Below are 21919 nucleotides of genomic sequence, written 5' to 3'. Positions count from 1 at the left end.
AATAGCGTCACACTTGTTACTCCCACTGGTCGTTTTCCGGTGCCAAACTATTTTAGGCCCAACAACCAGCGATGAGCAGCGAATGAGCCGCGCTTCAGCGACGAGGCGCGCGCCCAGATCAGGAGGAAGCCATGACTTCAGTAGCCGAGAGCGAACGGAAAAGCGGACAGACTGCCATGCGCACACCACCGGTGGTGTCGCCGCAGGAGTGGGAAGCGGCCCACGCGCAGCTGCTCGTGAAGGAAAAGGCCCAGACCCGCGCCCGTGACGCGCTGGCCGCCGAGCGGCGGCGGATGCCGTGGATGGCGGTGGAGAAGAATTATGCGTTCGAGGGGCCCGACGGGAAGGTGAGCCTGCTCGACCTGTTCGACGGTCGGCGTCAGCTGATCGTCTACCGCGCCTTCTTCGAGCCGGGAGTGTTCGGCTGGCCCGACCATGCCTGCCGCGGCTGCTCCATGGTGGCCGACCAGGTCGCCCACGTCGCCCATCTGCACGCCCGTGACACCACTCTCGTCTTCGTCTCGCGTGCGCCGCAGGCGGATATTGCGCGGTTGAAGGCGCGGATGGGCTGGGATATACCATGGTTCACCCTCACCGACAGCTTCGACGCCGACTTCGGTGTCGACGAGTGGCACGGCCACAACGTGTTCATCCACGACGGCGACCGCGTGTTCCGCACCTACTTCATCAACAACCGCGGCGACGAGCAGATGGGCGGCACCTGGAACTATCTCGACATCACGCCGCTGGGCCGGCAGGAGGTCTGGGAGGACTCGCCCGAAGGCTATCCCCAGACCCCAGCCTACAAATGGTGGAACTGGCACGACAGCTACGCCGCGGATCCGGCAGCCGACAAGAAGTGGGCCGAGGTGTCGGAGGCCGGAGAGGCGGCGTTCCGGGAGGCGAGCACGAAGCAATGAGCCAGACCTGATCCGCTGAGATCGACGGCGGCGGCGTCGGAACGCAGGAATCCTGTTCCCAGCGGCGCTGGCGCGGCGGCTCATGAGCGATCCCTGCGCTGTTGCTGTGTTGTTCCCCAACCGGACAACCTCGGAGGGCGTCCGGCGGTAGTGCTGGATCAAGTCAATTGATCACGGCCGATTCACGCTGTTCGTCAGCCCATTGACGTACATGACCGGGATCGAACCTGAGGCCGTGGAACTTGGCCGCGAAGCGCCCGCCGCGGTCGATCACGTGCGTCACCAAGCCATGCATCTGCTGGCCGCCTTCGAGCGGATCGCAACGGACGTTGTATTGCTCGGACAGCTTGCGCGTCGCATCCTCCGCCTGCCCTTCGCGGGTGGTCAGGAAGGTCCAGTTGCGCGGGTCGAGCCCGTGCGCTTCGCCGTATCCCTTCATGACCTCGGGCGTGTCTGACTTCGGGTCTGTCGTCACCGTCAGGAACTGCACCACGTCCTTCATGGGCGTTTCGTTGACCATCGCCTGGACGCGGGCGATCAGGTCGGAGTGCAGCGGACAGACGTCGGTGCAACTCGCGAACACGAAATTGAGTACAACGACCTTGTCGGCGAAGTCCGAGAGGCGGACCGGATTGCCTCGTCGTCGGCCAGATCGAATCCCGGCGCTGCGGGAGCGTCGATCGCCTGGAAATACTTCTCTCGCTGCCCATAAGCCTGTCGAGGTCGGCGCCCGGATGATGGGCAAATGCGGGAAGCGCGAGGACAGACGTGACGGCCATCGCGGCGAGAAGTGTTTTTCTGTTCATCTCCGTTCTCCGGTTTGGTCGAGTTCTCGTACGATGATCCCTTCGAAGAAGGAAACCATCTCGGGGGTGTCCCATTCGGCGGGTCCGGCGAGTCGCGCGAGCTCGTTTCCGTCGGGGCCGATCAGAAGCGTGGCTGGCAGGCCGAACAGTCCCAACGCGCGGATCGCAGTCCCGTCCTGGTCGATGAAGACGGGGAGTTTGACCCCGATCTCGTCGAAGAACTTCCGGACTGCGCCGGCTCCCGCTCGGTCCACCGAAAGGGCGACGACATCGAATCCCTCGCCGCCGAGCCGCCCCTGAAGGCGGTTGAGCGTGGGCATTTCGGCCCGGCAGGGCGCACACCAGGTCGCCCAGACGTTGAGCAGCACCATCTTGCCGCGCCAATCTTCGAGAGATTGCGGCTCTCCCGCCTCGTCGGCGAGGATGAGCTCGGGCAAGGGCTGCGGCTCCTCGTGCAGCGGCATCACTGTCGGTTCCTGCGCGTGCGCGTTGCCCACGGCCACAACGACGGCAAGTATCAGCGCCGACAGGATCGTCTTCACTGCGTCTTCTCCTGCTCGCGGCGGCTCATCTCCGACTGGTAGGCGCGCTCCCGCTCCGGCCATGTGCTCTTGATGAAGGCGAGAACGGCGCGGATCTCCTCGTCGCTCAAAATGTCCTCGAATCCCGGCATGTCGCTAGCGTACCCGTTGCCCACCACGGCGGCTGGACCCTCTTTGGTGATCCGGAACAGCACCCCGTCCGGGTGGTGCCAGGTGTGCCCGGACGGATCGTGCGGCGGGGCGGGCATGCGTCCCGAGGGAAGCTGCCTCTTCCAGTCAGGCTGGCCTTCGAGGCTGGCCCCGTGGCAGGAGGCGCAGTTCGCGGAATAGAGCTGCCGTCCCCGCGCAATTGCCGCGGCCTCGCTTGCTCCGAACGACCAGATCAAGGCGAGGGCGGCAACTCCCAAGAGCGCCGCGAAGCCGAGGATAACAGCCTGCCTGCTCATTTGCGGCCGCTGAAGAACAGGTACTTCACCAAGGTCGCGACCGCGAGAACGAGCGCAACTGCGAGCAGGAGCCAGCCCACACCCATGCCCAGCATCATGCCGCCCATGCCGTCCATCATTCCGCCGTCCATCGTTGTCGGCTCCTTTTCCGCGTCTCGTTGCAGGCCTATTCCCGCGCGTATACGCCGCCCACGCTGCCGGACTTGGTGATCTCCAGCATCTCGAACGGCGCTTCCTTGTTGCCGCTCATGCCGGGCGAGCCCATGGGCATGCCGGGCAGCGTCACGCCCTTGATGTCGGGACGCTCGGTCAGGAGCTTCTTGACCGTGCCGACGGGAACGTGGCCGCTGACGACGTAGCCATCCACGAATGACAGGTGGCAGCCCTGGAATTCGTCTGCGATGCCTGCCTCGCGGCTCATCTCGGCGAGGTCGTGGGTGGCCTTGCTGGTGACGGTGAAGCCGTTCTCCCGCAGGTACTCGGCATAGCCTTCGCAGCAGCCGCACTGCGGGTTCTTGTAGAGGGTGACGTCCTTCTCGCCCGCGAGCGCCGGGACGGCAGCCCAGACGAAGGAAGCGAGGGCGACGGCATTCAGGATAGTACGCATTTTCGGTTCTCCTTTTGAGGGATTGGTCAGGCGACGCGGAAGACGCCCATCATCCCGGCGGCCTGGTGTTCGAGTATGTGGCAATGGAGCATCCAGTCGCCCGGATTGTCGGCAACGAGGGCGATCTCCACCCGCTCGCGCGGAGACATGAGCACCGTGTCCTGCCACTCGCGGTGACGGGTCGACTTGCCGTTCCGGGAAATCACCCGGAAGGAATGGCCGTGCAGGTGGATCGGGTGATGCCAGGCTGTCGCGTTGGTCATCGCGATCACATGGCTCTTGTCCCGAGCCAGCGTCAGCATGGGATCCATGATGTGCCCTTCCGCCGCGTTGCCGTTGATGAACCAGATGCCGCCGGAATGCATCATGTTCATCATGCCGCCCATGTTGCCCATCATGCCGCCCATCGCGCCGGAGGAATCCTCGCCGGTGTCGCCCATGCTGCCGCCCATTTCCTGCATGACCATGGCGCCCATCATGCCGCCGTTGAACGTCACCTTGTGACGGACGGCCGTCGCGAGGTCCGGCTCCGGCAGCGGGTTCGGCGGCAGGACGACGGGCCAGTCCGGAGCCTCGTCCCTGAGCGGTTCATCGCCGTAGGCGAGATCGACCAGGCGGTATTCGAGGCCCTCGTAGAAGCGGTCGATCACGGAAACCCGGCTTCCGGCGTCAGCCGTCATGTCGAGGATGATGTCGGCGCGCATCGCAGGCCCCAGCACGACGAGCCCGCCCTCCAACGCATGCGGCTCGACGGGCTGCCCGTCCAGCGCAATGACGGCAGGCTGATGGTTCCCGAAGTCGAGGCCGAAAATGCGGGCGTTGGCGGCGTTGATCAGCCGCAGCCGGATGCGTTCTCCCTTTCGCACCTGAAAGACATCCGGCACGCGGCCATTGATCGTGACCGTGTTTCCGACCCGGCCGTTGTGCATCATGTCATGGCGGTTGCCGAAGTCTTCCCGCATCTCGGCGGTTTTGGTCAGCCGCCAGTCGGACAGCACCCATGTGACTTCGCGGTCGACCCGGATGGGATCGGCTTCCTCCACGATCAGCGAGCCGTAGAGGCCTCTGCCGACCTGCTCGAAACTGCGATGGTGCGGATGGTACCAGAAGGTGCCTGCGTCGACGGCATCGAACTCGTAGGCAAAGGTCTCGCCGGGCCAGATCGGCGCCTGCGTGAGGTGCGGCACGCCGTCCATCGCGTTCGGGACTCGCAAACCGTGCCAGTGCACCGTCGTCTCTTCGTTGAGTTTGTTCTCGACCGCCACCCGCAGGCGTTCTCCCTGGCGGATGCGAATTTCCGGACCGGGCAGGCTGCCGTCATAGCACCAGATGGGGGTATCGCCATGCGGCTCTGGCGCGATCTGGGCGCGTCCCGGTCCGGCGCGGATCCGGAACTCGCGAAGGCCTGCGGCGTCGGATCGCGGTGGAAGCACCACGCCCGCCGAAACGGCCGCGGCCGATGCGAGGAAGATTCGACGCGTCAGCGCCGGCACACGTGGATAGGGCATTGGATCAACCATTCCGGAATAGGCTTTTTTGACGCGCCGACGTAGCCGGGCGCGTCGACGGGTCGGTCGCGAGCGGATGCCGCGGCCGTGTCAGCTCAGGAAGGTGGTTCGGGGAGGATAGGGCTCAGGCGGACCGGTGCGGCCGTCGGACGGTTCTCCGGGAGGCAAGGATACGATACCGGCGAAATGCGGCAGCTCGGCCGCGGCAGGCGTGCAGATCGCGACAAGCGAGGTAACGCAGAACTGGTCGCATGCCGACGTCTGGCCGTCATCGCCGGGACAGTCCTGGCAGTCGGGCATGTCGCCGTCCATCTCAGCCATCGACATCTTCAGGGACATGTCCGTCAAAGCCGCGGCATGCGCCGCCGTGCCGAGGGCGAAGGCCGCGAGGAAGACGACTGCGAGGATGCGGACGAACCTGCTCATTGGGCAGACAGTAGTCCTGGCTCTGCGCCGTGTCCAGATTCGGTCGCAGGTGAACCATGACCGCCGCAAACGGATGCCGACGCGAGGCGATTTGTTGCAGGCTGCCTTGGAATGTCTGACTAGGTTCCGGAAATGGTCTGGCGTGAGATTATAACCGCCTTTGGTGCCATTGCGCTGGCTTCTGGACCGCGGCGGCATTAAGCTGTTCCGAGTAGCCTAAGACGCGAAGTCCGCTAGTTATGATTCTAGAGTGGCCGGCCGGCGCGGATCATGGAGCGTGCAATTGCGAGCTGCGCCTCGACCTCGGCGTTTCCTTTTGCGGGAGCCGCGCCGCCTTCACTGAGTTGGAAGCGGCTGTGGAAGGGCCTCCAGCATGCCGGCGAGGCGCCCAAGGAGATGAAGAAGCGGCCGACGATGCAGTGGGTTAAGCCGGGTTCACTAGCGTCACGCACCGCTGTCACGGCAAGAGCAATTCGCACTCCGAGTTCCTCGTGTCGTCAGGCAGTTATCCATCCGGCCCTAGGCTCAAAACCCAACGGAAGATCAGTTGACTTTGGGCCGCAACGGCTCATCCTTGACTTGTTGGCCTACCTTTCCGACCAACTTTTGATAGGGAGGAAGCAATGGAAGCCGTCAATCGTAGATCCACATTTGCACTCGGTCTTACAGTAGCCGCGACGCCACTGATCGCTTAGGCGACCCCAGCAGCCGCACAGACTTACGGCCCCGATGAGGGCAAGGAGATCGGCCCCGGTGTCAGAGTTGTAGCGCTTGGTGAGCGGGCTTCGGTCATACCAGCTTATAAAACGGTCATGCTACGCGACGTTGTTATCCAACCCGGGGCGAAGACGCCGGACAACATGATGACGAACGACATGCTCTGCCACATGACTGAGGGAGAACTTTCGGTCGTTCACAATAAAGAAAAGTTCACAGTCAAGAAGGGCGATGTTTGGGCCTGCGCTAAAGGCGCTACTACAGAAGGCACCCAGAACACGAGCACTGCGGTCGCGATCATGCGGGTCATCGATTTGATGCCCGCATGAGGTAAGCGATGGGTGGAAGTGCGGCTATGGCTGCCCTAAAGAGATGCCGGAGCGCGTATCTGTCGTGGTGGGGAACGTCCAACGACGGGCCGCCTTCCATCCCGGTCATTGTCGATCACCGGCTGATTGAGTTTTGACCCTAGTCCCTCGACAGCTGCTTGATCTGTTTTCTGATTTCCTTGGTATCGCCGCGCGAACCGATGGCGATGATCGCCAGTTGTTCGGCCAGTTCGCGGCGGCGGCGCAGCGGGCGAACAGCAGATCTCCCCGCGTCAAGCCGGCCCCCAGCATGCAGTCGACGACCGCCTGAAAGCCAGGCTCCATCGCCTCCTGGGAGGACTCGCCCGAGGGCTATCCCCAGACCCCGGCCTACCAAATGGTGGAACTGGCACGACAGCTACGCCGCGGATCCGGCAGCCGACAAGAAGTGGGCCGAGGTGTCGGACGCCGGAGAGGCGGCGTTCCGGGAGGCGAGCACGAAGCAATGAGCCAGACCTGTTCGGGTGCGATCGACGGGCGGCGACGGTTGGCCTGAGAGGCTCAGGTCGCGCCGCCGCTACTCATGCGGACTTGACGATCGACAATGTGCGTTTGTAAGCGGCCGGTTTCGTGCGGAAATTGGCGGCGGGAGCAGGTCGGCCGACGTGAAAGCCCTGGATCTTATCGATGTCGAATTCGCGGATCAGGGCCAGCTGCTCGTCGGTTTCCACCCCTTCGACCAGGATTTTATGGCCGCGATTTCGCACCAGGGCAATGATGTCTTGCAGCATCGCCTTGCCCCTTGGGGTGCCGCAGTCATGCAGGAACGAGCGGTCGATCTTCACCATATCGAAATCGATGAGACGAAGCCATGAGAGGCCCGCGAAGCCCGTCCCGAAGTCGTCAAGCCATACCCTGACCCCCAGCAGCTTCAGGTCGCTGATGCAGCGCAGAACGTCGGAGTGCATCTCCATCTCCAGCCCTTCGGTGATTTCGAGGGCCAGCCTGCTGCCGGCGACGCCGGTCTCGCTCAAAATCGTCGCAACCGAAGCTGCGAAGCCGGGCGTCTTGAGCTGAATTGGAGAGACGTTGACGCTGACGACACGGACGTGATCGTCCGCCAAGAGCTCGGTGCACACTGTCCTTATGGCCCAGCGCCCGAGCTCCAGGACCGCGCCGGTTCGTTCCGCAACAGGAATGAACAGGCTCGGCGGAACCGATGTACCGTCCAGCATTTTGAGGCGCATCAGAGCCTCGACGGCTTCAACCCGGCCAGACGCCACGTTCTGGATCGGCTGGTAGACGAGTGAAACGAGATCCTGGCCGATCGCGATCTTCAGCAAAGCCGCAATGTTCTCGCTCTCGTCGCTGCTCTGGGGATCGTTTGGATCGAACAGCCAGGTACAATTGCGACCGCCTGCTTTCGCCAGATAGAGCGCACGATCGGCCTCGTGGACGATCTTCTCCAGCTTGGCGCCAGTCTGCGCCCTGGTGAAGGCAGCGCCGACGCTCACCGTCACCACCGAGGTGCCGTCTCTGCGCTGCTGGTGGGGAAGCGCGAGGTTCTCCACCGTGCTTCGAATGGCTTCGGCAAGACCTGCGACCTGTTCCCTTTTCTCCATGCGAGCCAGGACAATGAATTCTTCCCCGCCGTAGCGGCCGATTGAGCCATTGTGCTGCTTGATCATTTCGGCAAGGGCATTGGCGACAAGTATCAGGCAGCGATCGCCTTCCTGATGTCCGTAGTAGTCGTTGAACCTTTTGAAGAAGTCCACGTCGATGAGGATCGCCACAAAACCGCTGCCATGCCTTTGCCAGTCGCTCCAGTAGTCGCGCAGCTTCTCGTCGATCGCACGCCGATTCTCCAGACCGGTAAGCGGATCGGTTCTCGACAGATTCAAGAGCGCCTGTCCGCGCTCGGTGGCCTCCTTGTGCTGGATTTTAGCTTCCAAGGCGTTCAGGAAGACGTTGTAACGTTCCTCGTTTAACCTCCAGTTTACATACGACGTGAATATGAAGCACGAAATGTAAAAAATTCCTAGTACTATTTTGTATGTTAGCGTAGAAGGTACGAAATAGTTCACGGTGTATAGTACACCCAAAATTATAGCAGAAGTTACGATGGATAGATTAAACCTGAATGTGAAGAAAAGATTGGCGCCCATCATGAAGATAGTACCGAAGACCATATAATAAGAGACGCTTTCCTTGTCCGCGGCCATAACCGCTGGGGACAACCAACCAACATAGCCAAAGATGATGGCTGCGGCGCAAGTCACGTCAATCCATTCCGTTCCGACCCCCCGGCGAAGTTGTGCTTCCAGGGTCAACAGCGCAGTCACTCCGACCGCGAAGCGCGCCGTGATCGTATAGAGTGCCACATCCGGAATCAGCAGCAGATCCGTTGCCGAAAACATGAGATAGATGGCGACGGCGATCCAAAGCCCCGGCCTGGCGTCCATCCTTCGCTTCGCCTGGCCTTCCTCCCAGTAGAGGCTGCGGAGTTCGTCGGACCGTCGCTCGTAGCGCCGCTCAAGCGGTTCCGCATGGGCCATATCGGCCAATGCGGATGACGCGTATTCGTTCGTCACCCTAAGCCCCATTTGAACGGGGCTTTGTATGCCGAACTCATTTCTAGCTTCTACCCCCACGCCGGCCGACTCCTCAGGCGCGACAGCGAATTGCGGCGCCTCGCAAGCAATATGCAGTCGCGCATATAGGTTTGGGTTAACTCGTATCTGGAATCCGACCCGCAAGGCGTCCAAAAAACCAGCATGGTTGGCGGGAATTTAACGACACCGCTAAAATGCCTGACATGTGTCTTGGCAAAGATAAAATTTTACGCAATATGTAACGATATCTAGTTAAATGTGATTATGGAGTTCTGCGGTGGCAACCATCCTCGATGGCAAAAGTTTGATTACTGCCGAGATGATCGCCGCCAGTCTCCCTCAAAAAAAGCTCGAGCCTCATAGCGAAGCGTTCGAAACCGCTCGCGTCGAGCTTGCGCTCATTCTCCACACCACACACCAGCAAATCGAGCAACGAAAGGACCCCGCCGAGATCATTCGTCGTGTGACGTCGTACCTCAGCGCGACGCGTTCCAAGGTTCATCCCGACGTCTGGCAGGCATTGATACCGGTGGTGCAGAACCACCCGGTCCTGGAGTACTTTCTTGAGGATCCGCTCACGCGGTGGTCCCATGACAAGCCCAGAGGTTATTCCGGCGACGCGCAGTTGCTCGACTACATCTATTGCGATCCGCACGTGGCGGAGAGCGTGGCAAACGCCTCGGAGATCGGCAAGGCGCTCTACATGCATACCAAGGATGTGCCGTCGTCCATCGCGGCACGGGAACGGCGTGATCTTCTGACCCGCTATGTCGATAAAATTGCGACCAGGAATGGACCGCAAACCGAGGTCCTGGCGATTGCGGCCGGCCATTTAAGGGAGGCCAATCGCTCGGCCGTATTACAGGAGGGCCGTCTCAAGCGCTGGGTTGCACTCGATCAGGACCCTCAGAGCGTTGGATTGATCACGCGCGACTTCCAGGGCACTGCGGTAGAGGCCATCGACGGCTCGGTGCGAACCGTGCTCACGCGGGGCCACAAGCTTGGCAAGTTCGACTTCATCTACGCCTCCGGCCTTTACGACTACCTTGCGCACAACGTCGCCGTGAAGCTCACGAAAACCTGCCTGCAGATGTTGAAGCCGAACGGGACCTTCCTGTTTGCGAACTACGCAGAAGGCAACCCTGACGCCGGGTATTGGGAGACGTTCATGAACTGGGTGTTGCTGCTGCGGTCGGAGGCCGATATGTGGAACATCATCAATGCCAGCGTCGATCGAAACACCGTCGAGGCGCAGGTGTTCTTTGGCGAGAACCGCAACGTCCTGTACGGCGTCATCGAAAAGCGCGGATAGCGAGCGCCTGGGCTGCGAGCTTGTCGGCGGTTGTCGGTTCTAATCCCCGAACGCTGCCCTTAACGTCTCGAATGGCGCCAGCGCGCCACGCACCTGGACGACGGCGGCGGCGACGCGATGCGCGCGCAACACGGCCTCGGTTGGGGCATCGCCGGCAAGCCGGGCGGCGAGATAGGCGCCATTGAAGGAATCGCCGGCGCCGGTCGTATCGACGGGGGCGGCGACATGCACGGCCGGAACCGGTTGCAGGGTGCCGTCTGCGGCGATCAGCGCCGGCTCCTCGCCGTTCTTGACAACGACTTCGCCGACCAGCTTTCGCAGCCTTTCCGCGGTTTTCTGCGGCGCTGCGTCGCCGAACAGCATCTGCTCGTCGGGAAAGGTCGGCAGCGCGATGTCAGAGACTGCCAGCGCATCGAGGATCGCGGTCTGTGCTTCCTCGCGCCGGCGCCACAGCCGCGGCCGATAATTGGGATCGAAGGCGACAAGCGTTCCGGCGGCGCGCGCCTTGGCCACCGCCGCCAAAAGTGTCTTGCGCGCGGCGTCGTCCAGAATTGCCAAAGTGATTCCGGAAAAGTAAACAAGCGCCTGATTTTCAAGATTTTTCGCCAAAGCGGCCGCGTCGGATGCAAGCTGTCTCGCGGCTGCGTCGCCGCGCCAGTAGGTGAAGGAGCGTTCGGCGCCGGTCAGCGTGATTGCATAGAGGCCAGGCCGGGCGCCTGGTATAATCGGGCTGGCGCCGATGCCGATGCCGTTTTGCGCGAAGAAATCGCTCTGGTCGCGCGAGAACGGGTCGTCGCCGAACGCCGACACATAGGTCGCTGGCCGGTCACCGCTCAGCGCATGCAGCGCCCACAGCGTATTGAACGTGTCGCCGGCAAAGCCCATGCGCCAGTTCGGCCCGGCTTGGCCTGAAAGCTCGAGCATGCATTCACCGATCGAAGCGACGCCGTTTCCTGCCATGTACTCTCTCTCCTGGTGCATGTCGCCCACAGCCTGCGCGGCGGTTTTGGGATCACGACATGCACAAACCAAAGACCCGGTGCTGTAGCTTTTTGCGAGCGGCAGCGCCATGCTTGGCGGCAGAGGATTTTTGCGCCAGCGGCGTTTTCTCAACTAAGCGGCGGGACGCAAATCTACCCAGCGGGCGTTATATCCGGAAGAGGAAACGGTTTGGCATCGTTATGGCGCAACGTTCTGGCAGGTGTTGGTCTGGCTGCCTTGCTGGCCGGCATTCTCGCCGCCGTCTATGTGACCGCGCCGCAAGCGCCTCGGCTCGCCGGCTCCGAGATTGCCCGTTCGAAAGAGACGGCGAACGGCCTGTTCGTAGCCAGTTTCGAGCCGGAGCGGGGCGTTGTCCGTCAAGGCGAGCTGCAATCCTGGCTGCTGACCCTGAAGACAAATGCGGGCACCCCGGTGGAGGGCGCTGCGATCTCGATATCCGGCGGCATGCCGCAGCACAGGCACGGTCTGCCAACCAGCCCGCATGCGACCGATTATCTGGGCGATGGCCGCTATCGCATCGGCGGGGTGAAATTCACAATGAGCGGATTGTGGCAACTGCATTTCGCCATTTCCGCGGCGGCCGGATCCGACACGGTGGTCTTCAATGTGTTGCTCTGAGCGCTGGAGCAAGATGAACCGCTTTCCGCGACTTTTCGCGCTGCTGGCGATGGCTGTGCTTGCCGGCTGCGGCAAGCCTGAGTTTTCCGATGCCGAAAAGAAGACCATCGCCTCGCTGGCGCTGTCAGCCCTGCCGCCGCTGAAAACCGACACCACCAACCGCTTCGCCGACGTGCCGGCTGCCGCCGCGCTCGGCGCGACGCTGTTTTTCGACCCCGGGATGAGCGGCGACGGCAAGGTTTCCTGCTCGACCTGCCACAAGATCGACCGGCAGTTCCAGGACGATCTGCCGCGAGCGGTCGGTGTCGGCCGCACCAACCGGCGCACCATGCCGCTGGCCGGCGTTGTACATGACGCATGGTTCTTCTGGGACGGGCGGCGCGACAGTCTCTGGGCGCAGGCGCTGGCGCCGCTGGAAAATCCGCTGGAGCAGGCCGGCAACCGCGCCGCCTACGCGCATTATATCAAGGCGCGATTCGGCGAGCGCTACGAGCGCATCTTCGGGCCGCTGCCAGACCTTTCAAATGTGCCGGCCAATGCCAGTCCGCTCGGCGGCGATGCCGAGAAGGCTGCCTGGAATGCCATGTCCGATGCGCAAGCCGAGGACGTCAACCGCGTCTTCGCCAATATCGGCAAGGCGATCGCCGCCTTCGAGCGATCGATCGCGCCACCGCAGACGCGCTTCGACCGGTTCGCCGCCGCTTTGGATACCCGTATACAGGCGCCGCAAGGCGGCGATGCCTTGTCGCCCGAAGAAATCCTCGGGCTAAAGCTGTTCATCGGCAGGGCCAATTGCGTGACCTGCCATAACGGGCCGCGTTTTACGGACGGCGGTTTTCACAACACCGGCGTGCCGTCGGTGGCGAACCTGCCGCCGGATCGCGGCCGCATAGACGCGGTACGCCAAGTCGAGGCCGATCCGTTCAACTGTTTCGGCGCGTTTCGCGATGGTGGCGCCAGCGCCTGCGGCGAGCTGCGCTTCATGGTCAAGGCCGGGCCGGAACTCGTCCGCGCCTACAAGACGCCGTCGCTGCGCGGCGCCGCCACCCGTGCGCCCTACATGCATGCCGGGCAGTTTTCCTCGCTCGAGGAGGTTGTGGCGCATTATTCGAAGGCGCCTGCCAGTGTCGAGGGTGTATCCGAGATCCACCCGCTGCAGCTTTCGGACCGCGAGCGCGCGGCACTGGTGGCGTTCTTGAAGACGCTGGCGGAGTGAGGGACCAGCTGCTCGGTAGCGATCCTTCGCGCCCCCCTCTGTCCTGCCGGACATCTCCCCCACGAGTGGGGAGATTGGCTGCCCCTCGGCTTTCGCCAATTTTCAACATTCAAGAAAAGGGGCACTGTCGCCGAAGCCGCCGATCTCCCCCAAGTGGGGAGATGTCCGGCAGGACAGAGGGGGCGCTGTCCCGCCGACGTCAATGCATCAGCGCTTTACTACCGGTCCTTGACCGTCTCCATCGCCACGAAGGTCGAGGTCTGGGCGACGTGGGGCAGAGCGGAGATGCGCTCGCCAAGCACGCGGCGGTAGGCGGCGATGTCGGTGGTGCGGACCTTCAGCAGATAGTCGAAGCTCGACGCCATCATGTGGCATTGCTCGATCTCCGGCACCGCTTGCACGGCGCGGTTGAAGGCGTCGAGCGCGGCCGAGCGGGTGTCCGACAGTTTCACCTGGACGAAGGCGACATGGCCTTCGCCCATCCGCTCACGGTCGACGATCGCCTGGTAGCCTCGGATGATGCCGTCCTTTTCCAGCCGCTTGACCCGCGCCTGCACCGGCGTCTTCGACAGGCCGACCTTTGCCGCGAGTTCCGACATCGAAAGCCGGCCGTCGCTGCCCAGCGCCGAAAGGATGTTCCTGTCGATGCGGTCCAATTGGTCTTCTGTCATCAAATATCTGGTCAGATTGGAGGAAATCCACCCAAATGATAGATCAATCGACCTCTCCTGTCGATTTCTTTGGACCGATCGAAACCACGCTTTGTGCTAGCTTGCGTCATTCGGTCCGGTGACCGCCGGACCGCTCACTGATGCTCGCTCCACAGGACCGTCATGCCAGCGCTCGAAGCCATCCGCCAGCAGATCCGTGCCAATTACTTGCCTGACGAAGACGAGGCCGTGAAGCGGTTGGCCGAGGCGACGGGCCTTTCGACGAAAGAGCGCAAGGCAATCTCGGCCCGCGCCGCCGATCTGGTGCGGGCGGTGCGCGGCTCGTCCGATCCGCGGCTGATGGAAGTCTTTTTGTCCGCTTACGGCCTGTCCACCAAGGAGGGCGTCGCGCTGATGTGCCTGGCCGAAGCGCTGCTGCGGGTGCCGGACACCGAGACGATGGACGACCTCATCGCCGACAAGATCGCGCCGCACGACTGGTCGGCGCATTCGGGCGGCTCGAGCTCGATCTTCGTCAATGCGTCGACCTGGGCGCTGATGCTGACCGGCCGGGTGCTCGATGAAGGCGAGGACGGCATCGAAGGCACGCTGCGCGCCATGGTGCGCCGGCTGGGCGAGCCGGTCATCCGCAGGGCGGTCGCCGCCGCCATGCGCGAAATGGGCGAGCAGTTCGTGCTCGGCCGCACGATTGCCGAGGCCGTCAAGCGCGGCCGGCCGATGACCCAGAAAGGCTATCTCTATTCCTTCGACATGCTGGGCGAAGCAGCTCGCACCGAGGCCGACGCACTGCGCTATCTCAAGGCCTATGCCGACGCCATCTCGTCGCTCGACGCCGGCGCCAACGGTCCCGACATCCGCCAGAATCACGGCATCTCGGTCAAGCTGTCGGCGCTGCATCCGCGCTACGAGGCGACGCAGAAGGAAAAGATGCTGCCTGTGATGGCCGAGCGACTTTTGTCGCTGGCGCTGGCGGCGCGCCATTCGCGCATGGGCCTCAACATCGACGCCGAGGAGGCCGACCGCCTCGACCTGTCGCTCGAAATCATCGAGCGGGTGCTGGCCGAGCCGGAGCTTGCCGGCTGGAACGGCTTTGGCGTCGTCGTCCAGGCCTACGGTCCACGCGCCGCCTTCGTCATCGACTGGCTCTATGCGCTGGCGAAGAAGCACGACCGCACCATCATGGTGCGGCTGGTCAAGGGCGCTTATTGGGACACCGAGATCAAGCGGGCGCAGGCGCTCGGGCTCGACGGCTATCCGGTGTTCACCCGCAAGGCCAACACCGATGTGTCCTATCTGGCCTGCGCGAAAAAGCTGCTGTCGATGACCGACCGCATCTATCCGCAATTCGCCACCCACAACGCCCACACCGTCGCCGCCGTCCTGTCGATGGCCGGCGATCGCGACTCCTTCGAGTTCCAGCGCCTGCACGGCATGGGCGAGGCACTGCACGAGACGGTGCGGCGGGCCGAGGGCACGCGCTGCCGCATCTATGCCCCGGTCGGCGCGCATTCCGACCTGCTTGCCTATCTGGTCCGCCGGCTGCTCGAAAACGGCGCCAACTCCTCCTTCGTCCACCAACTCACCGACGAGGAGGTCGAGCCGGAGGATATTGCCCGCGACCCGCTCGAAACCGTCGAGAAACAGAGGCCGGCCGCCAATCCGGCGATTCCCAGCCCGTCGGCGATCTTCGGTGCTGCCCGCCGCAATTCGAAGGGGTTCGACATCACCGATCCGGTGACGCTGGCCGCGATCGACAAGGCCAGGACTGAATTCGCCGGGCCGGACCGCTGGCACGCCAGGCCGATCACCCGTGCCGCCGGCTACGGCAATCAGCGTCCGGTGGTCAATCCGGCAAAGCCCGAGGAAGTGGTCGGCACGGTCAGCGAGGCTACCGCCAAACAGGTTGCGACCGCCATGCGCATCGCCATGGAGGCGCAACCGGCCTGGGCGAAGCGCGCCGTCGCCGAGCGCGCCGCCATCCTCAACCGCGCGGCCGACCTCTATGAGGCCAACGCCATCGAATTCTTCGCGCTCGCCACACGCGAGGCCGGCAAATCCCTGGCCGACGGCGTCGCTGAGGTGCGCGAGGCGGTCGATTTCCTGCGCTATTACGCGACCGAGGCGGCCAATGCCGAAACGGGAACCGAGGCGCGCGGCGTGATCGCGTGCATCTCGCCATGGAATTTTCCGCTCGCCATCTTCACCGGCCAGATTGCGGCAGCACTCGTCACCGGCAATTCGGTCATCGCCAAGCCGGCCGAGCAAACGCCGCTGATTGCCTTCCGCGCGGTCGAATTGCTGCGCGAAGCCGGCGTGCCGGAAGACGTCATCCAGCTTCTGCCCGGCGACGGCCCCTCGGTCGGCGGCCCGCTGACCGCCGATCCGCGCATTGCCGGCGTCTGCTTCACCGGCTCGTCCGACGTCGCCAAGCTGATCGAAAAGCAGCTGGCCGAGACTGCCGCGCCCGACGCCATGCTGATCGCCGAGACCGGCGGGTTGAATGCGATGATCGTCGATTCCACTGCGCTGCCCGAGCAGGCGGTGCGCGACATCCTGGCCTCGGCTTTCCAGAGCGCCGGCCAGCGCTGCTCGGCGCTGCGCGTGCTCTACGTGCAGAAGGACGTCGAGAAGAAGATGCTGGACATGCTGAAAGGCGCGATGGAAGCGCTCAGCCTCGGCGATCCCTGGCGGATCTCGACCGATGTCGGGCCAGTCATCGACGAGGAGGCACAAAAATCGATCCGCGACTATTGCACCGACATGGGCCTGCAAGGCCGGCTGATCGCCAAGCTCGAAGCGCCGAAGCCGGGCCGCTTCGTGGCGCCGCATGTGTTTCGGGTCAAGGGCATCGAGGACATCGAGCGCGAGGTGTTCGGGCCGGTGCTGCATGTCGCCAGCTTCGACGCCGACGATATCGACGGGGTCATCGCCGCGATCAACCGCAAGGGTTATGGCCTGACCTTCGGCCTGCACACCCGCATCGAAGGCCGCGCCCAGCATTTCGTCGACGGCATTCATGCCGGCAACATCTATGTCAACCGCAACCAGATCGGCGCCGTGGTCGGCTCGCAGCCGTTCGGCGGCGAAGGACTTTCCGGCACCGGACCGAAGGCCGGCGGGCCGCACTATCTCAGGCGGTTCCGCAAGGGGCCGCAGGCGGGCACGCCTGTTCTTGACGGCCGCAAGGTGACGGCGACCGAACTTGCCGACAATCTGCCGGACCCGACGCTTGGCGGCTGGTCGACGCGGGCGGACCGGGTGGCGGTGCTGAGGAAGCATTTGCGCGGCAAGGGTGCCGCGGCCATCGGTGCTGCCGCAAGCATCGATTTCGGCCAGGTCGATTTGCCCGGGCCGACCGGCGAGGCCAACACGCTGTCGCTGTCGCCGCGCGGCCGCGTGCTCTGCCTCGGACCGGACGCCGACACGCTGCTTGCCCAGACCATCCAGGCGCTCGCCGCCGGCAATGCGGTGCTGGCCGTCGCGCCGGGTGCGCCGGCAGCACTGTCATCACTGACCGGCAAAGGCCTGCCGCTGGCGGCCATTGACGGCCGGCCCGACCCGGTCGAGGCACGCGCGCTGCGTGTCGACGTCGTTGCCTTTTCCGGCACGCCCGAGGCCGCTCGCATCGTGCGGAAGGTGATCGCCGACCGCGCCGGCGCGATCGTGCCGCTGGTCAGCGAAGTGCTCAATCCGGCCGCCTACGCGCATGAGCGCGCCGTCTGCGTCGACACCACGGCTGCCGGCGGCAATGCCAGCCTGCTGGCCGCGGCGTAGGATTCCGCTATACTTTTCGTTGCTCTTAGGCATCGTGGCAATCACCTCAGGTCGGCGCCGCCCCTCACCCTTACCCTCTCCCCGTGAAGGACGGGGAGAGGGGGGCGCCAGCGTCGCGTCCAAGCCCCTTCTCCCCGTTATTCACGGGGAGAAGGTCCCGGCAGGGGGTTGAGGGGCGGCGCCGAGATCGGCAATTGGCTTGACGCGATTGACGGCGCGGAAGCTTCACGTTCTTCGGGCACGCAGCCGAATTTCATCAGCGCACCGGGTCGGCTGCGGGCGAGGCCATGTCACGCGCCCTCGACGACCGAAAAGCCCTCGAACTGCGGATGGCCGAGATAGTGCACCTTGGTGGAGCCGGCGTTGCGGTGCGCGGCGCGGAAGTTCTCGGATTTGGTCCAGGCGACGAAATCCTCATGGCTCGCCCACACCGTGTGCGAAGCGAACAGCGTGTAGCCTTCGGCCTCGTTGACCGGACCACGCAGCAGATGAAATTCCTTGAAACCTTTCATTTCGGACAGGCTGGAATCACGGTTTTTCCAGATGTCCTCGAAAGCGGCTTCCGAGCCATTCTGGACCTTGAAGCGATTCATGGCGATGTACATTGGCCGTCCTTTCGTGACTGCAGTTTATGATTTGTGTTGGAATGCCTGAAACGATGAGGCGAAGGCTGTTAAAATGGACCGATCCGCGCTTTAAACACCCAACTTGACTTGCCGGTTTCGCTTGGAATGGGAGGGAACGGCGCCTGCTTGCGCACCAGTGTTAAAGCGAATTGGTCAAGCTCCGCAGAACCTGAGCTTTCGGCAAGCTGTATATCGCTGATGCTGCCGTCGGCCATGACAACGAAAACGACCCTGGCATTGTTGCGAGCGCTCGCCTGTATCGCTTTCGAAACATGACGGTTGGCGCGGGCAAGCTTCTTCTGGACTTCACCGCTGTAGCCGGATTCGATCGCGTTGCCTGCCGCTGCCTGCTCCTTGCCCTTGCTGGCAGCCACCGCGTCGCGTTCCTCGCCATCCGCGGCGCCGCGGACCTCCTTGGTTTCGCCGGCTCCGACAGGACCTGGTGTAGCGCTCGGCCTTGGCGTCGGGATCGGCGGCTGCCCGATATCGGCAGGAGGGGCCTCGGTGTTTTCGGCCGGAGCAGCCGGCTCTGCCGGTGTTTCGATCTTCGGAGCCACGTTCTGCTCGTCCAGGCGTGGAGTGTCGGCCATCAACATGTCTGGCGCGGCAGTGGATTGCTCGACAATCTGCGGCAAGGGCGGGGGTGGTTGCGCGGCCATTTCCCTAATGGGCCGGTCCCCGGTGGGCCGGTCGGCAGGCGGCTTGGGCTTGACCTCGGGCTTGGCTCGCCGCGGGTCGGGCACCAGGGTGACGTTCAACGCACCCTGACTATCCAAGGCGCTGCCGACCACGTCGGCGCCGGTTCGATCGGCGCCTTCCACCTCGATTGCGTCCCCGGCATCAAACGTGCCTGCAGGTGCGATGAGAAAAGCGGCCGCCACCGCCGCATGAAACAGGCAGGAGGCGACGATCGCCGCCGTCCAATTGCGGCTCAAGGCTGACGGTCGGGCCGGCGCAAGCGATCCGGTCGGCACAATCGCCAGTTCGCCATCGGCGTCGGGGAGGGGACTGATGTTCTGCATGGCTCGCGGCGAGACCTGCCGCAACCGGCGCGGACTTGTCAAATCAACATCATTTGCCCTGGCGGCAACAGGCCGGCCAGCGCGGTCTGCCTCTCAGACCCCGAAGGCGATGCCGGTCTTGGTCTCGGTCTTCAGGCCACGCATGCAAGCGTCCGGCTGGATGCCGGTGCCAGCGCATTCGGTCGAGCTGTTGATCAGCACGCGGCTGACCTTGGCGCAGTCGGCGCCGGCAAGGTCAAAACGCGTCACCTTGGTCTTGCCCGCCGGCAGGTCCTTGAAGTCGAGCACGGTCAGCCGGTCGACGACGCCGGCCTCGTTGAACAGCGCGATCTCGAACGCCGCTTTCGAGAGATCGGCGCCGAGCGTGTTGTTGACCACGAAGGTCAGACGGCAGCCCTTGTCGGAGGGTTGCGCGCCATTGAGTTCAAGCGTGAGAGCAGGGGCCGGCGCAGACTGTTGCGCCCACGCCGGACCCATCGCAAGCGGCATGGCCAGCACCGAGGTCAGCAGGCGAAGCGATGCCGTCAAGCTTGTCATTGTCGTCAGCCTCCAAATCGCATTGTCGCCGCCAGCTTGAGCGTGACGCCAGGCTCGTAAACTACAACAGTGGCTGGTGCATTCAACGGGTTGGTGTATTTGACGTCGAACAAATTGTCGGCGCGGAAGTCGACCTTGAGATTGTCGGTCGCCTGGTAGCTGACGAAGGCGTTGACCAGCGTGTAGTCCTTGGCCACCGAGTTGCCCTTCGGCTTGCCATTATACTGCACCTCGCCGCCGACGGTCAGCTTGTCCTCCAGAAATCGGAAGCCGAGTTGCCCGGTGACCTGCGAAGAGGGGACGGTGACGAGGTCTGCCCGCTCGCCGTCGTAGGAGATGGTGTGGCCATCGATGATCGACGCGGAAAGCCCGGCGAAACCCCAACCGGCGTCATAGACGGCTTCCATTTCAAAGCCGCGGATCCTGGCTTCTGCAAAGTTCTGGTATTGGACGCAGATCGGGATGCCGGGGCCGAACGGGCAGCCGCTGGTCGGGTCGAATGCCGATAGCGTTACATCTGCTATGTAGTCTTCGACGTCGTTGTTGAAGTAGGCGGCCTTGAAACGAAACGCGTCGCCGGCTTCGAGGATGTCGCCCTGCTTGTAGTTGACACCGAATTCGACGGTCTTGCCGGTTTCAGGCTTCAGATCGGGATTGGGAAGGAAGGGAAAGCTGACGCCTGCCGGATGGTTGCCGCTGATGAGGGTTTCCGACAGCGACGGAGAGCGATATCCCTCGGCATAGGTGCCGTAGAATTGCAGTCCCGCAAGGCTGGCAGTTTCGAACGGCGAAACGCCGACGGTGAGGCGCGGCGACAGCCGGTCGCCGGAGGTTTCGCCGACATCGCTTTCGAGCTTGTAGTTGTCGTAACGCAGCCCGGCGATGATTTCGAGCCAGTCCCAGGTGAGCTTGTCCTGGATGTAGGCGCCGGAAACGTTTCGCTTGCCCGAAGGGGTATAGAAACTGGCGCCGCCTGCGGCGCCACCCGTCTCGACATCGTCGCCAACCCAGTCGCCGCCATAGGTCAGTTCGTGCGCAATGCCGGCGGTCTCGAACCGCGAGGTGTTCCAGATGTCGATGCCCGAAGTGCCGACATCGAAGGTCGACATCGAGCCCGCCGGCAGGACGATGGGAAGACCGGTGACTGGATCAAACCGGTTTTGCGGGACCAGGCTCGTCATTTCCATGTTGGTCTTGTTGTAGGACGCGTTGACGTGGAGATCGAGCCAGCTCTTGTCCTCATCGGTGATGTTGTAGCGCGCCGTGAAGGTATTCGCCTCCAGGTCGACGTCATTCACCGGAGTGCCGCCGCTGACCTCGTTCCAGCCGTCGCTCGTGCCATTCCAGCCCAGCTTCAGTTCGCTGTTTTCGCTGGGGCGGATGGTTGTCTTCAGCAGGCCGCTCAAAACGTCGAAGCCGGTGCCGTTGACCGTATCGCCGCCGCCATCCTTGTAGTCGTCGTAGTCGCGATAGACGATGTTGCCGAGGACATCCCAATTTTCGTTGAAACGGTAGGCGCCGGCAGCGCTGGTCGTCCAGCCTTCGCCGTTGCTCTCATAGCGTCCGGTCGCAGACGCCGCCCATGTCTCGCCGTCGCGAAGATAGTCGTCCGCGTCCTTGGTCTCGAACAGGACAACGCCGCCAATGGCGCCCGAGCCGTAGGTGTTGGCGACCGGGCCGCGAATGACGTCGACGGACTTGATGAGTTCCGGATCGATATAGAAGGTCGATTGCGGGCCGTGGTCGGAGCGCTGGAAATTCTGCCGCGCACCGTCGACGATCACCGCGACGCGGCCGAAATCCTGCAAGCCACGGATGTTGATGCTGGAGCTGACGCGCCTCGCGTCGGCCTGGACCGCTACACCCGGCACACCCAACAGCATGTCGTTGGGCGTCGTCGCCATGCGGCGTTGCAATTGCTCCTGATCGACATGGCTGACCGAAGCCAGGGAATCGATCGCCGTCTCGCCGGTGCGGCTGACGACCAGGATCTGGTCGAGCAGCGTTGCGCCTGCCGCAGCCGTCACAGCCTGTTCAGGCGTCTGCGCCTGTTCGGCCTGCTGCTGATCCGTTGCAGTTTGGGCGGCCTGTTGGGCATTGGCCGACTGAGCATGGGCCGACGGGGTGAGCAGCGCGATCGCCGCAGCACCCGCCAGCAATGCTGCCATGCCCGTTGCCATTGATCGATGCCCCGGATCTGGGTTGCTATTCGCCAGACCCAGCCGTCCCCAATTCCCCAACCCCATGCC

20 protein-coding genes and 1 pseudogene are annotated in these 21919 nt (G+C 63.4%); 7 read left to right on the top strand and 14 right to left on the bottom strand.

The features are described 5' to 3' along the window. Positions 1-131: 131 nt before the first annotated feature. The gene (locus AC0L2K_RS22050; protein WP_473532313.1) at positions 132-920 is read left to right on the top strand and encodes a DUF899 domain-containing protein; all 789 of its coding nucleotides are present in this window, start codon (positions 132-134) and stop codon (positions 918-920) included. Between the two features lie 163 nt (positions 921-1083). On the opposite strand, the gene AC0L2K_RS22045 is transcribed toward AC0L2K_RS22050, so the two are convergent. The 7 genes from AC0L2K_RS22045 to AC0L2K_RS22015 all read right to left on the bottom strand — a co-directional run bounded on the left by AC0L2K_RS22045 (position 1084) and on the right by AC0L2K_RS22015 (position 5255). After that, a complete protein-coding gene (locus tag AC0L2K_RS22045; protein WP_473532365.1) occupies positions 1084-1503 on the bottom strand; it encodes an SCO family protein in 420 nt (139 codons plus the stop codon). 219 nt (positions 1504-1722) lie between these two features. Next, a complete protein-coding gene (locus AC0L2K_RS22040) occupies positions 1723-2268 on the bottom strand; it encodes a TlpA family protein disulfide reductase (RefSeq protein ID WP_473521645.1) in 546 nt (181 codons plus the stop codon). Further along, entirely contained in the window at positions 2265-2714 is a 450-nt protein-coding gene (locus AC0L2K_RS22035) for a c-type cytochrome (protein WP_473532312.1), read from the bottom strand. Before AC0L2K_RS22035 ends, AC0L2K_RS22040 begins: the two co-directional genes overlap by 4 nt. Beyond that, positions 2711-2845 (bottom strand): hypothetical protein, encoded by a 135-nt coding sequence (locus AC0L2K_RS22030; RefSeq protein WP_473532311.1) that lies wholly within the window; start codon positions 2843-2845, stop codon positions 2711-2713. The genes AC0L2K_RS22035 and AC0L2K_RS22030 overlap by 4 nt, the downstream gene beginning before the upstream one ends. 35 nt (positions 2846-2880) lie before the next feature. Beyond that, positions 2881-3321: a DUF411 domain-containing protein gene (locus tag AC0L2K_RS22025; protein ID WP_473532310.1), complete on the bottom strand. Its 441-nt coding sequence runs from the start codon at positions 3319-3321 to the stop codon at positions 2881-2883. A 26-nt stretch (positions 3322-3347) separates the two neighbouring features. Beyond that, entirely contained in the window at positions 3348-4829 is a 1482-nt protein-coding gene (locus tag AC0L2K_RS22020; RefSeq protein WP_473532309.1) for a multicopper oxidase family protein, read from the bottom strand. A gap of 90 nt (positions 4830-4919) precedes the next feature. Then, the gene (locus AC0L2K_RS22015) at positions 4920-5255 is read right to left on the bottom strand and encodes a hypothetical protein (RefSeq protein WP_128166789.1); all 336 of its coding nucleotides are present in this window, start codon (positions 5253-5255) and stop codon (positions 4920-4922) included. A 743-nt stretch (positions 5256-5998) separates the two neighbouring features. Here AC0L2K_RS22015 and AC0L2K_RS22010 point away from each other — a divergent pair. Both AC0L2K_RS22010 and AC0L2K_RS22005 read left to right on the top strand, forming a co-directional pair. Beyond that, complete coding sequence (locus AC0L2K_RS22010) at positions 5999-6301, top strand: hypothetical protein (protein WP_473478245.1); 303 nt, start codon at positions 5999-6001, stop codon at positions 6299-6301. 331 nt (positions 6302-6632) lie between these two features. After that, a pseudogene (locus AC0L2K_RS22005) lies at positions 6633-6789 on the top strand (DUF899 domain-containing protein); the annotation flags it as partial. A 72-nt stretch (positions 6790-6861) separates the two neighbouring features. Here AC0L2K_RS22005 and AC0L2K_RS22000 read toward each other — a convergent pair. Next, positions 6862-8883 carry a putative bifunctional diguanylate cyclase/phosphodiesterase gene (locus AC0L2K_RS22000; RefSeq protein WP_473532364.1) on the bottom strand — a complete coding sequence of 674 codons (2022 nt, stop codon included), beginning with the start codon at positions 8881-8883 and terminating at the stop codon, positions 6862-6864. Positions 8884-9169: 286 nt separating this feature from the next. Between AC0L2K_RS22000 and AC0L2K_RS21995 the strand changes: the two genes are divergently transcribed. Further along, a complete protein-coding gene (locus tag AC0L2K_RS21995; RefSeq protein WP_473532308.1) occupies positions 9170-10204 on the top strand; it encodes a class I SAM-dependent methyltransferase in 1035 nt (344 codons plus the stop codon). Positions 10205-10243: 39 nt separating this feature from the next. On the opposite strand, the gene AC0L2K_RS21990 is transcribed toward AC0L2K_RS21995, so the two are convergent. Beyond that, positions 10244-11164 (bottom strand): sugar kinase, encoded by a 921-nt coding sequence (locus AC0L2K_RS21990; RefSeq protein WP_128166785.1) that lies wholly within the window; start codon positions 11162-11164, stop codon positions 10244-10246. A gap of 210 nt (positions 11165-11374) precedes the next feature. Here AC0L2K_RS21990 and AC0L2K_RS21985 point away from each other — a divergent pair, with 210 nt between their 5' ends. Together AC0L2K_RS21985 and AC0L2K_RS21980 are read left to right on the top strand one after the other, a co-directional pair. Next, positions 11375-11824 carry a FixH family protein gene (locus AC0L2K_RS21985; protein ID WP_023803581.1) on the top strand — a complete coding sequence of 150 codons (450 nt, stop codon included), beginning with the start codon at positions 11375-11377 and terminating at the stop codon, positions 11822-11824. Positions 11825-11837: 13 nt separating this feature from the next. Then, a complete protein-coding gene (locus AC0L2K_RS21980; RefSeq protein WP_473532307.1) occupies positions 11838-13040 on the top strand; it encodes a cytochrome-c peroxidase in 1203 nt (400 codons plus the stop codon). 218 nt (positions 13041-13258) lie between these two features. Here AC0L2K_RS21980 and AC0L2K_RS21975 read toward each other — a convergent pair whose 3' ends face one another. Beyond that, entirely contained in the window at positions 13259-13711 is a 453-nt protein-coding gene (locus AC0L2K_RS21975; RefSeq protein ID WP_023803583.1) for an Lrp/AsnC family transcriptional regulator, read from the bottom strand. A gap of 162 nt (positions 13712-13873) precedes the next feature. Here AC0L2K_RS21975 and putA point away from each other — a divergent pair, with 162 nt between their 5' ends. Further along, positions 13874-17485, top strand: coding sequence for a bifunctional proline dehydrogenase/L-glutamate gamma-semialdehyde dehydrogenase PutA (gene putA, locus AC0L2K_RS21970; protein WP_287235370.1), 3612 nt, complete (start codon positions 13874-13876; stop codon positions 17483-17485). A gap of 290 nt (positions 17486-17775) precedes the next feature. Here the strand turns inward: putA and hmuQ are convergent, their stop codons facing one another. The 4 genes from hmuQ to AC0L2K_RS21950 all read right to left on the bottom strand — a co-directional run bounded on the left by hmuQ (position 17776) and on the right by AC0L2K_RS21950 (position 21838). Further along, positions 17776-18090 carry a heme-degrading protein HmuQ gene (gene hmuQ, locus AC0L2K_RS21965; protein WP_128176755.1) on the bottom strand — a complete coding sequence of 105 codons (315 nt, stop codon included), beginning with the start codon at positions 18088-18090 and terminating at the stop codon, positions 17776-17778. 68 nt (positions 18091-18158) lie between these two features. Beyond that, entirely contained in the window at positions 18159-18992 is an 834-nt protein-coding gene (locus tag AC0L2K_RS21960) for an energy transducer TonB family protein (protein ID WP_473532306.1), read from the bottom strand. A 234-nt stretch (positions 18993-19226) separates the two neighbouring features. Continuing rightward, the gene (locus AC0L2K_RS21955; protein WP_287213083.1) at positions 19227-19670 is read right to left on the bottom strand and encodes a hypothetical protein; all 444 of its coding nucleotides are present in this window, start codon (positions 19668-19670) and stop codon (positions 19227-19229) included. A 5-nt stretch (positions 19671-19675) separates the two neighbouring features. After that, the gene (locus tag AC0L2K_RS21950; protein ID WP_473532305.1) at positions 19676-21838 is read right to left on the bottom strand and encodes a TonB-dependent hemoglobin/transferrin/lactoferrin family receptor; all 2163 of its coding nucleotides are present in this window, start codon (positions 21836-21838) and stop codon (positions 19676-19678) included. Between the last annotated feature and the right edge of the window lie 81 nt (positions 21839-21919).

The sequence above is a fragment of the Mesorhizobium sp. WSM4817 genome (assembly GCF_055811135.1).
This window is presented reverse-complemented; position numbering and strand designations above follow the sequence as displayed.

Bases quoted from the DNA above. Each gene is read 5' to 3' on its own strand.
- AC0L2K_RS22020 (WP_473532309.1), bottom strand. From the start codon at position 4,829: ATGCCCTATCCACGTGTGCCGGCGCTGACGCGTCGAATCTTCCTCGCA.
- AC0L2K_RS22050 (WP_473532313.1), top strand. From the start codon at position 132: ATGACTTCAGTAGCCGAGAGCGAACGGAAAAGCGGACAGACTGCCATG.
- hmuQ (WP_128176755.1), bottom strand. From the start codon at position 18,090: ATGTACATCGCCATGAATCGCTTCAAGGTCCAGAATGGCTCGGAAGCC.
- AC0L2K_RS22015 (WP_128166789.1), bottom strand. From the start codon at position 5,255: ATGAGCAGGTTCGTCCGCATCCTCGCAGTCGTCTTCCTCGCGGCCTTC.
- AC0L2K_RS21950 (WP_473532305.1), bottom strand. From the start codon at position 21,838: ATGGCAGCATTGCTGGCGGGTGCTGCGGCGATCGCGCTGCTCACCCCG.
- AC0L2K_RS21955 (WP_287213083.1), bottom strand. From the start codon at position 19,670: ATGACAAGCTTGACGGCATCGCTTCGCCTGCTGACCTCGGTGCTGGCC.
- AC0L2K_RS21990 (WP_128166785.1), bottom strand. From the start codon at position 11,164: ATGGCAGGAAACGGCGTCGCTTCGATCGGTGAATGCATGCTCGAGCTT.
- AC0L2K_RS21980 (WP_473532307.1), top strand. From the start codon at position 11,838: ATGAACCGCTTTCCGCGACTTTTCGCGCTGCTGGCGATGGCTGTGCTT.
- AC0L2K_RS22030 (WP_473532311.1), bottom strand. From the start codon at position 2,845: ATGGACGGCGGAATGATGGACGGCATGGGCGGCATGATGCTGGGCATG.
- AC0L2K_RS22000 (WP_473532364.1), bottom strand. From the start codon at position 8,883: ATGGGGCTTAGGGTGACGAACGAATACGCGTCATCCGCATTGGCCGAT.
- AC0L2K_RS22035 (WP_473532312.1), bottom strand. From the start codon at position 2,714: ATGAGCAGGCAGGCTGTTATCCTCGGCTTCGCGGCGCTCTTGGGAGTT.
- AC0L2K_RS21975 (WP_023803583.1), bottom strand. From the start codon at position 13,711: ATGACAGAAGACCAATTGGACCGCATCGACAGGAACATCCTTTCGGCG.
- AC0L2K_RS22025 (WP_473532310.1), bottom strand. From the start codon at position 3,321: ATGCGTACTATCCTGAATGCCGTCGCCCTCGCTTCCTTCGTCTGGGCT.
- putA (WP_287235370.1), top strand. From the start codon at position 13,874: ATGCCAGCGCTCGAAGCCATCCGCCAGCAGATCCGTGCCAATTACTTG.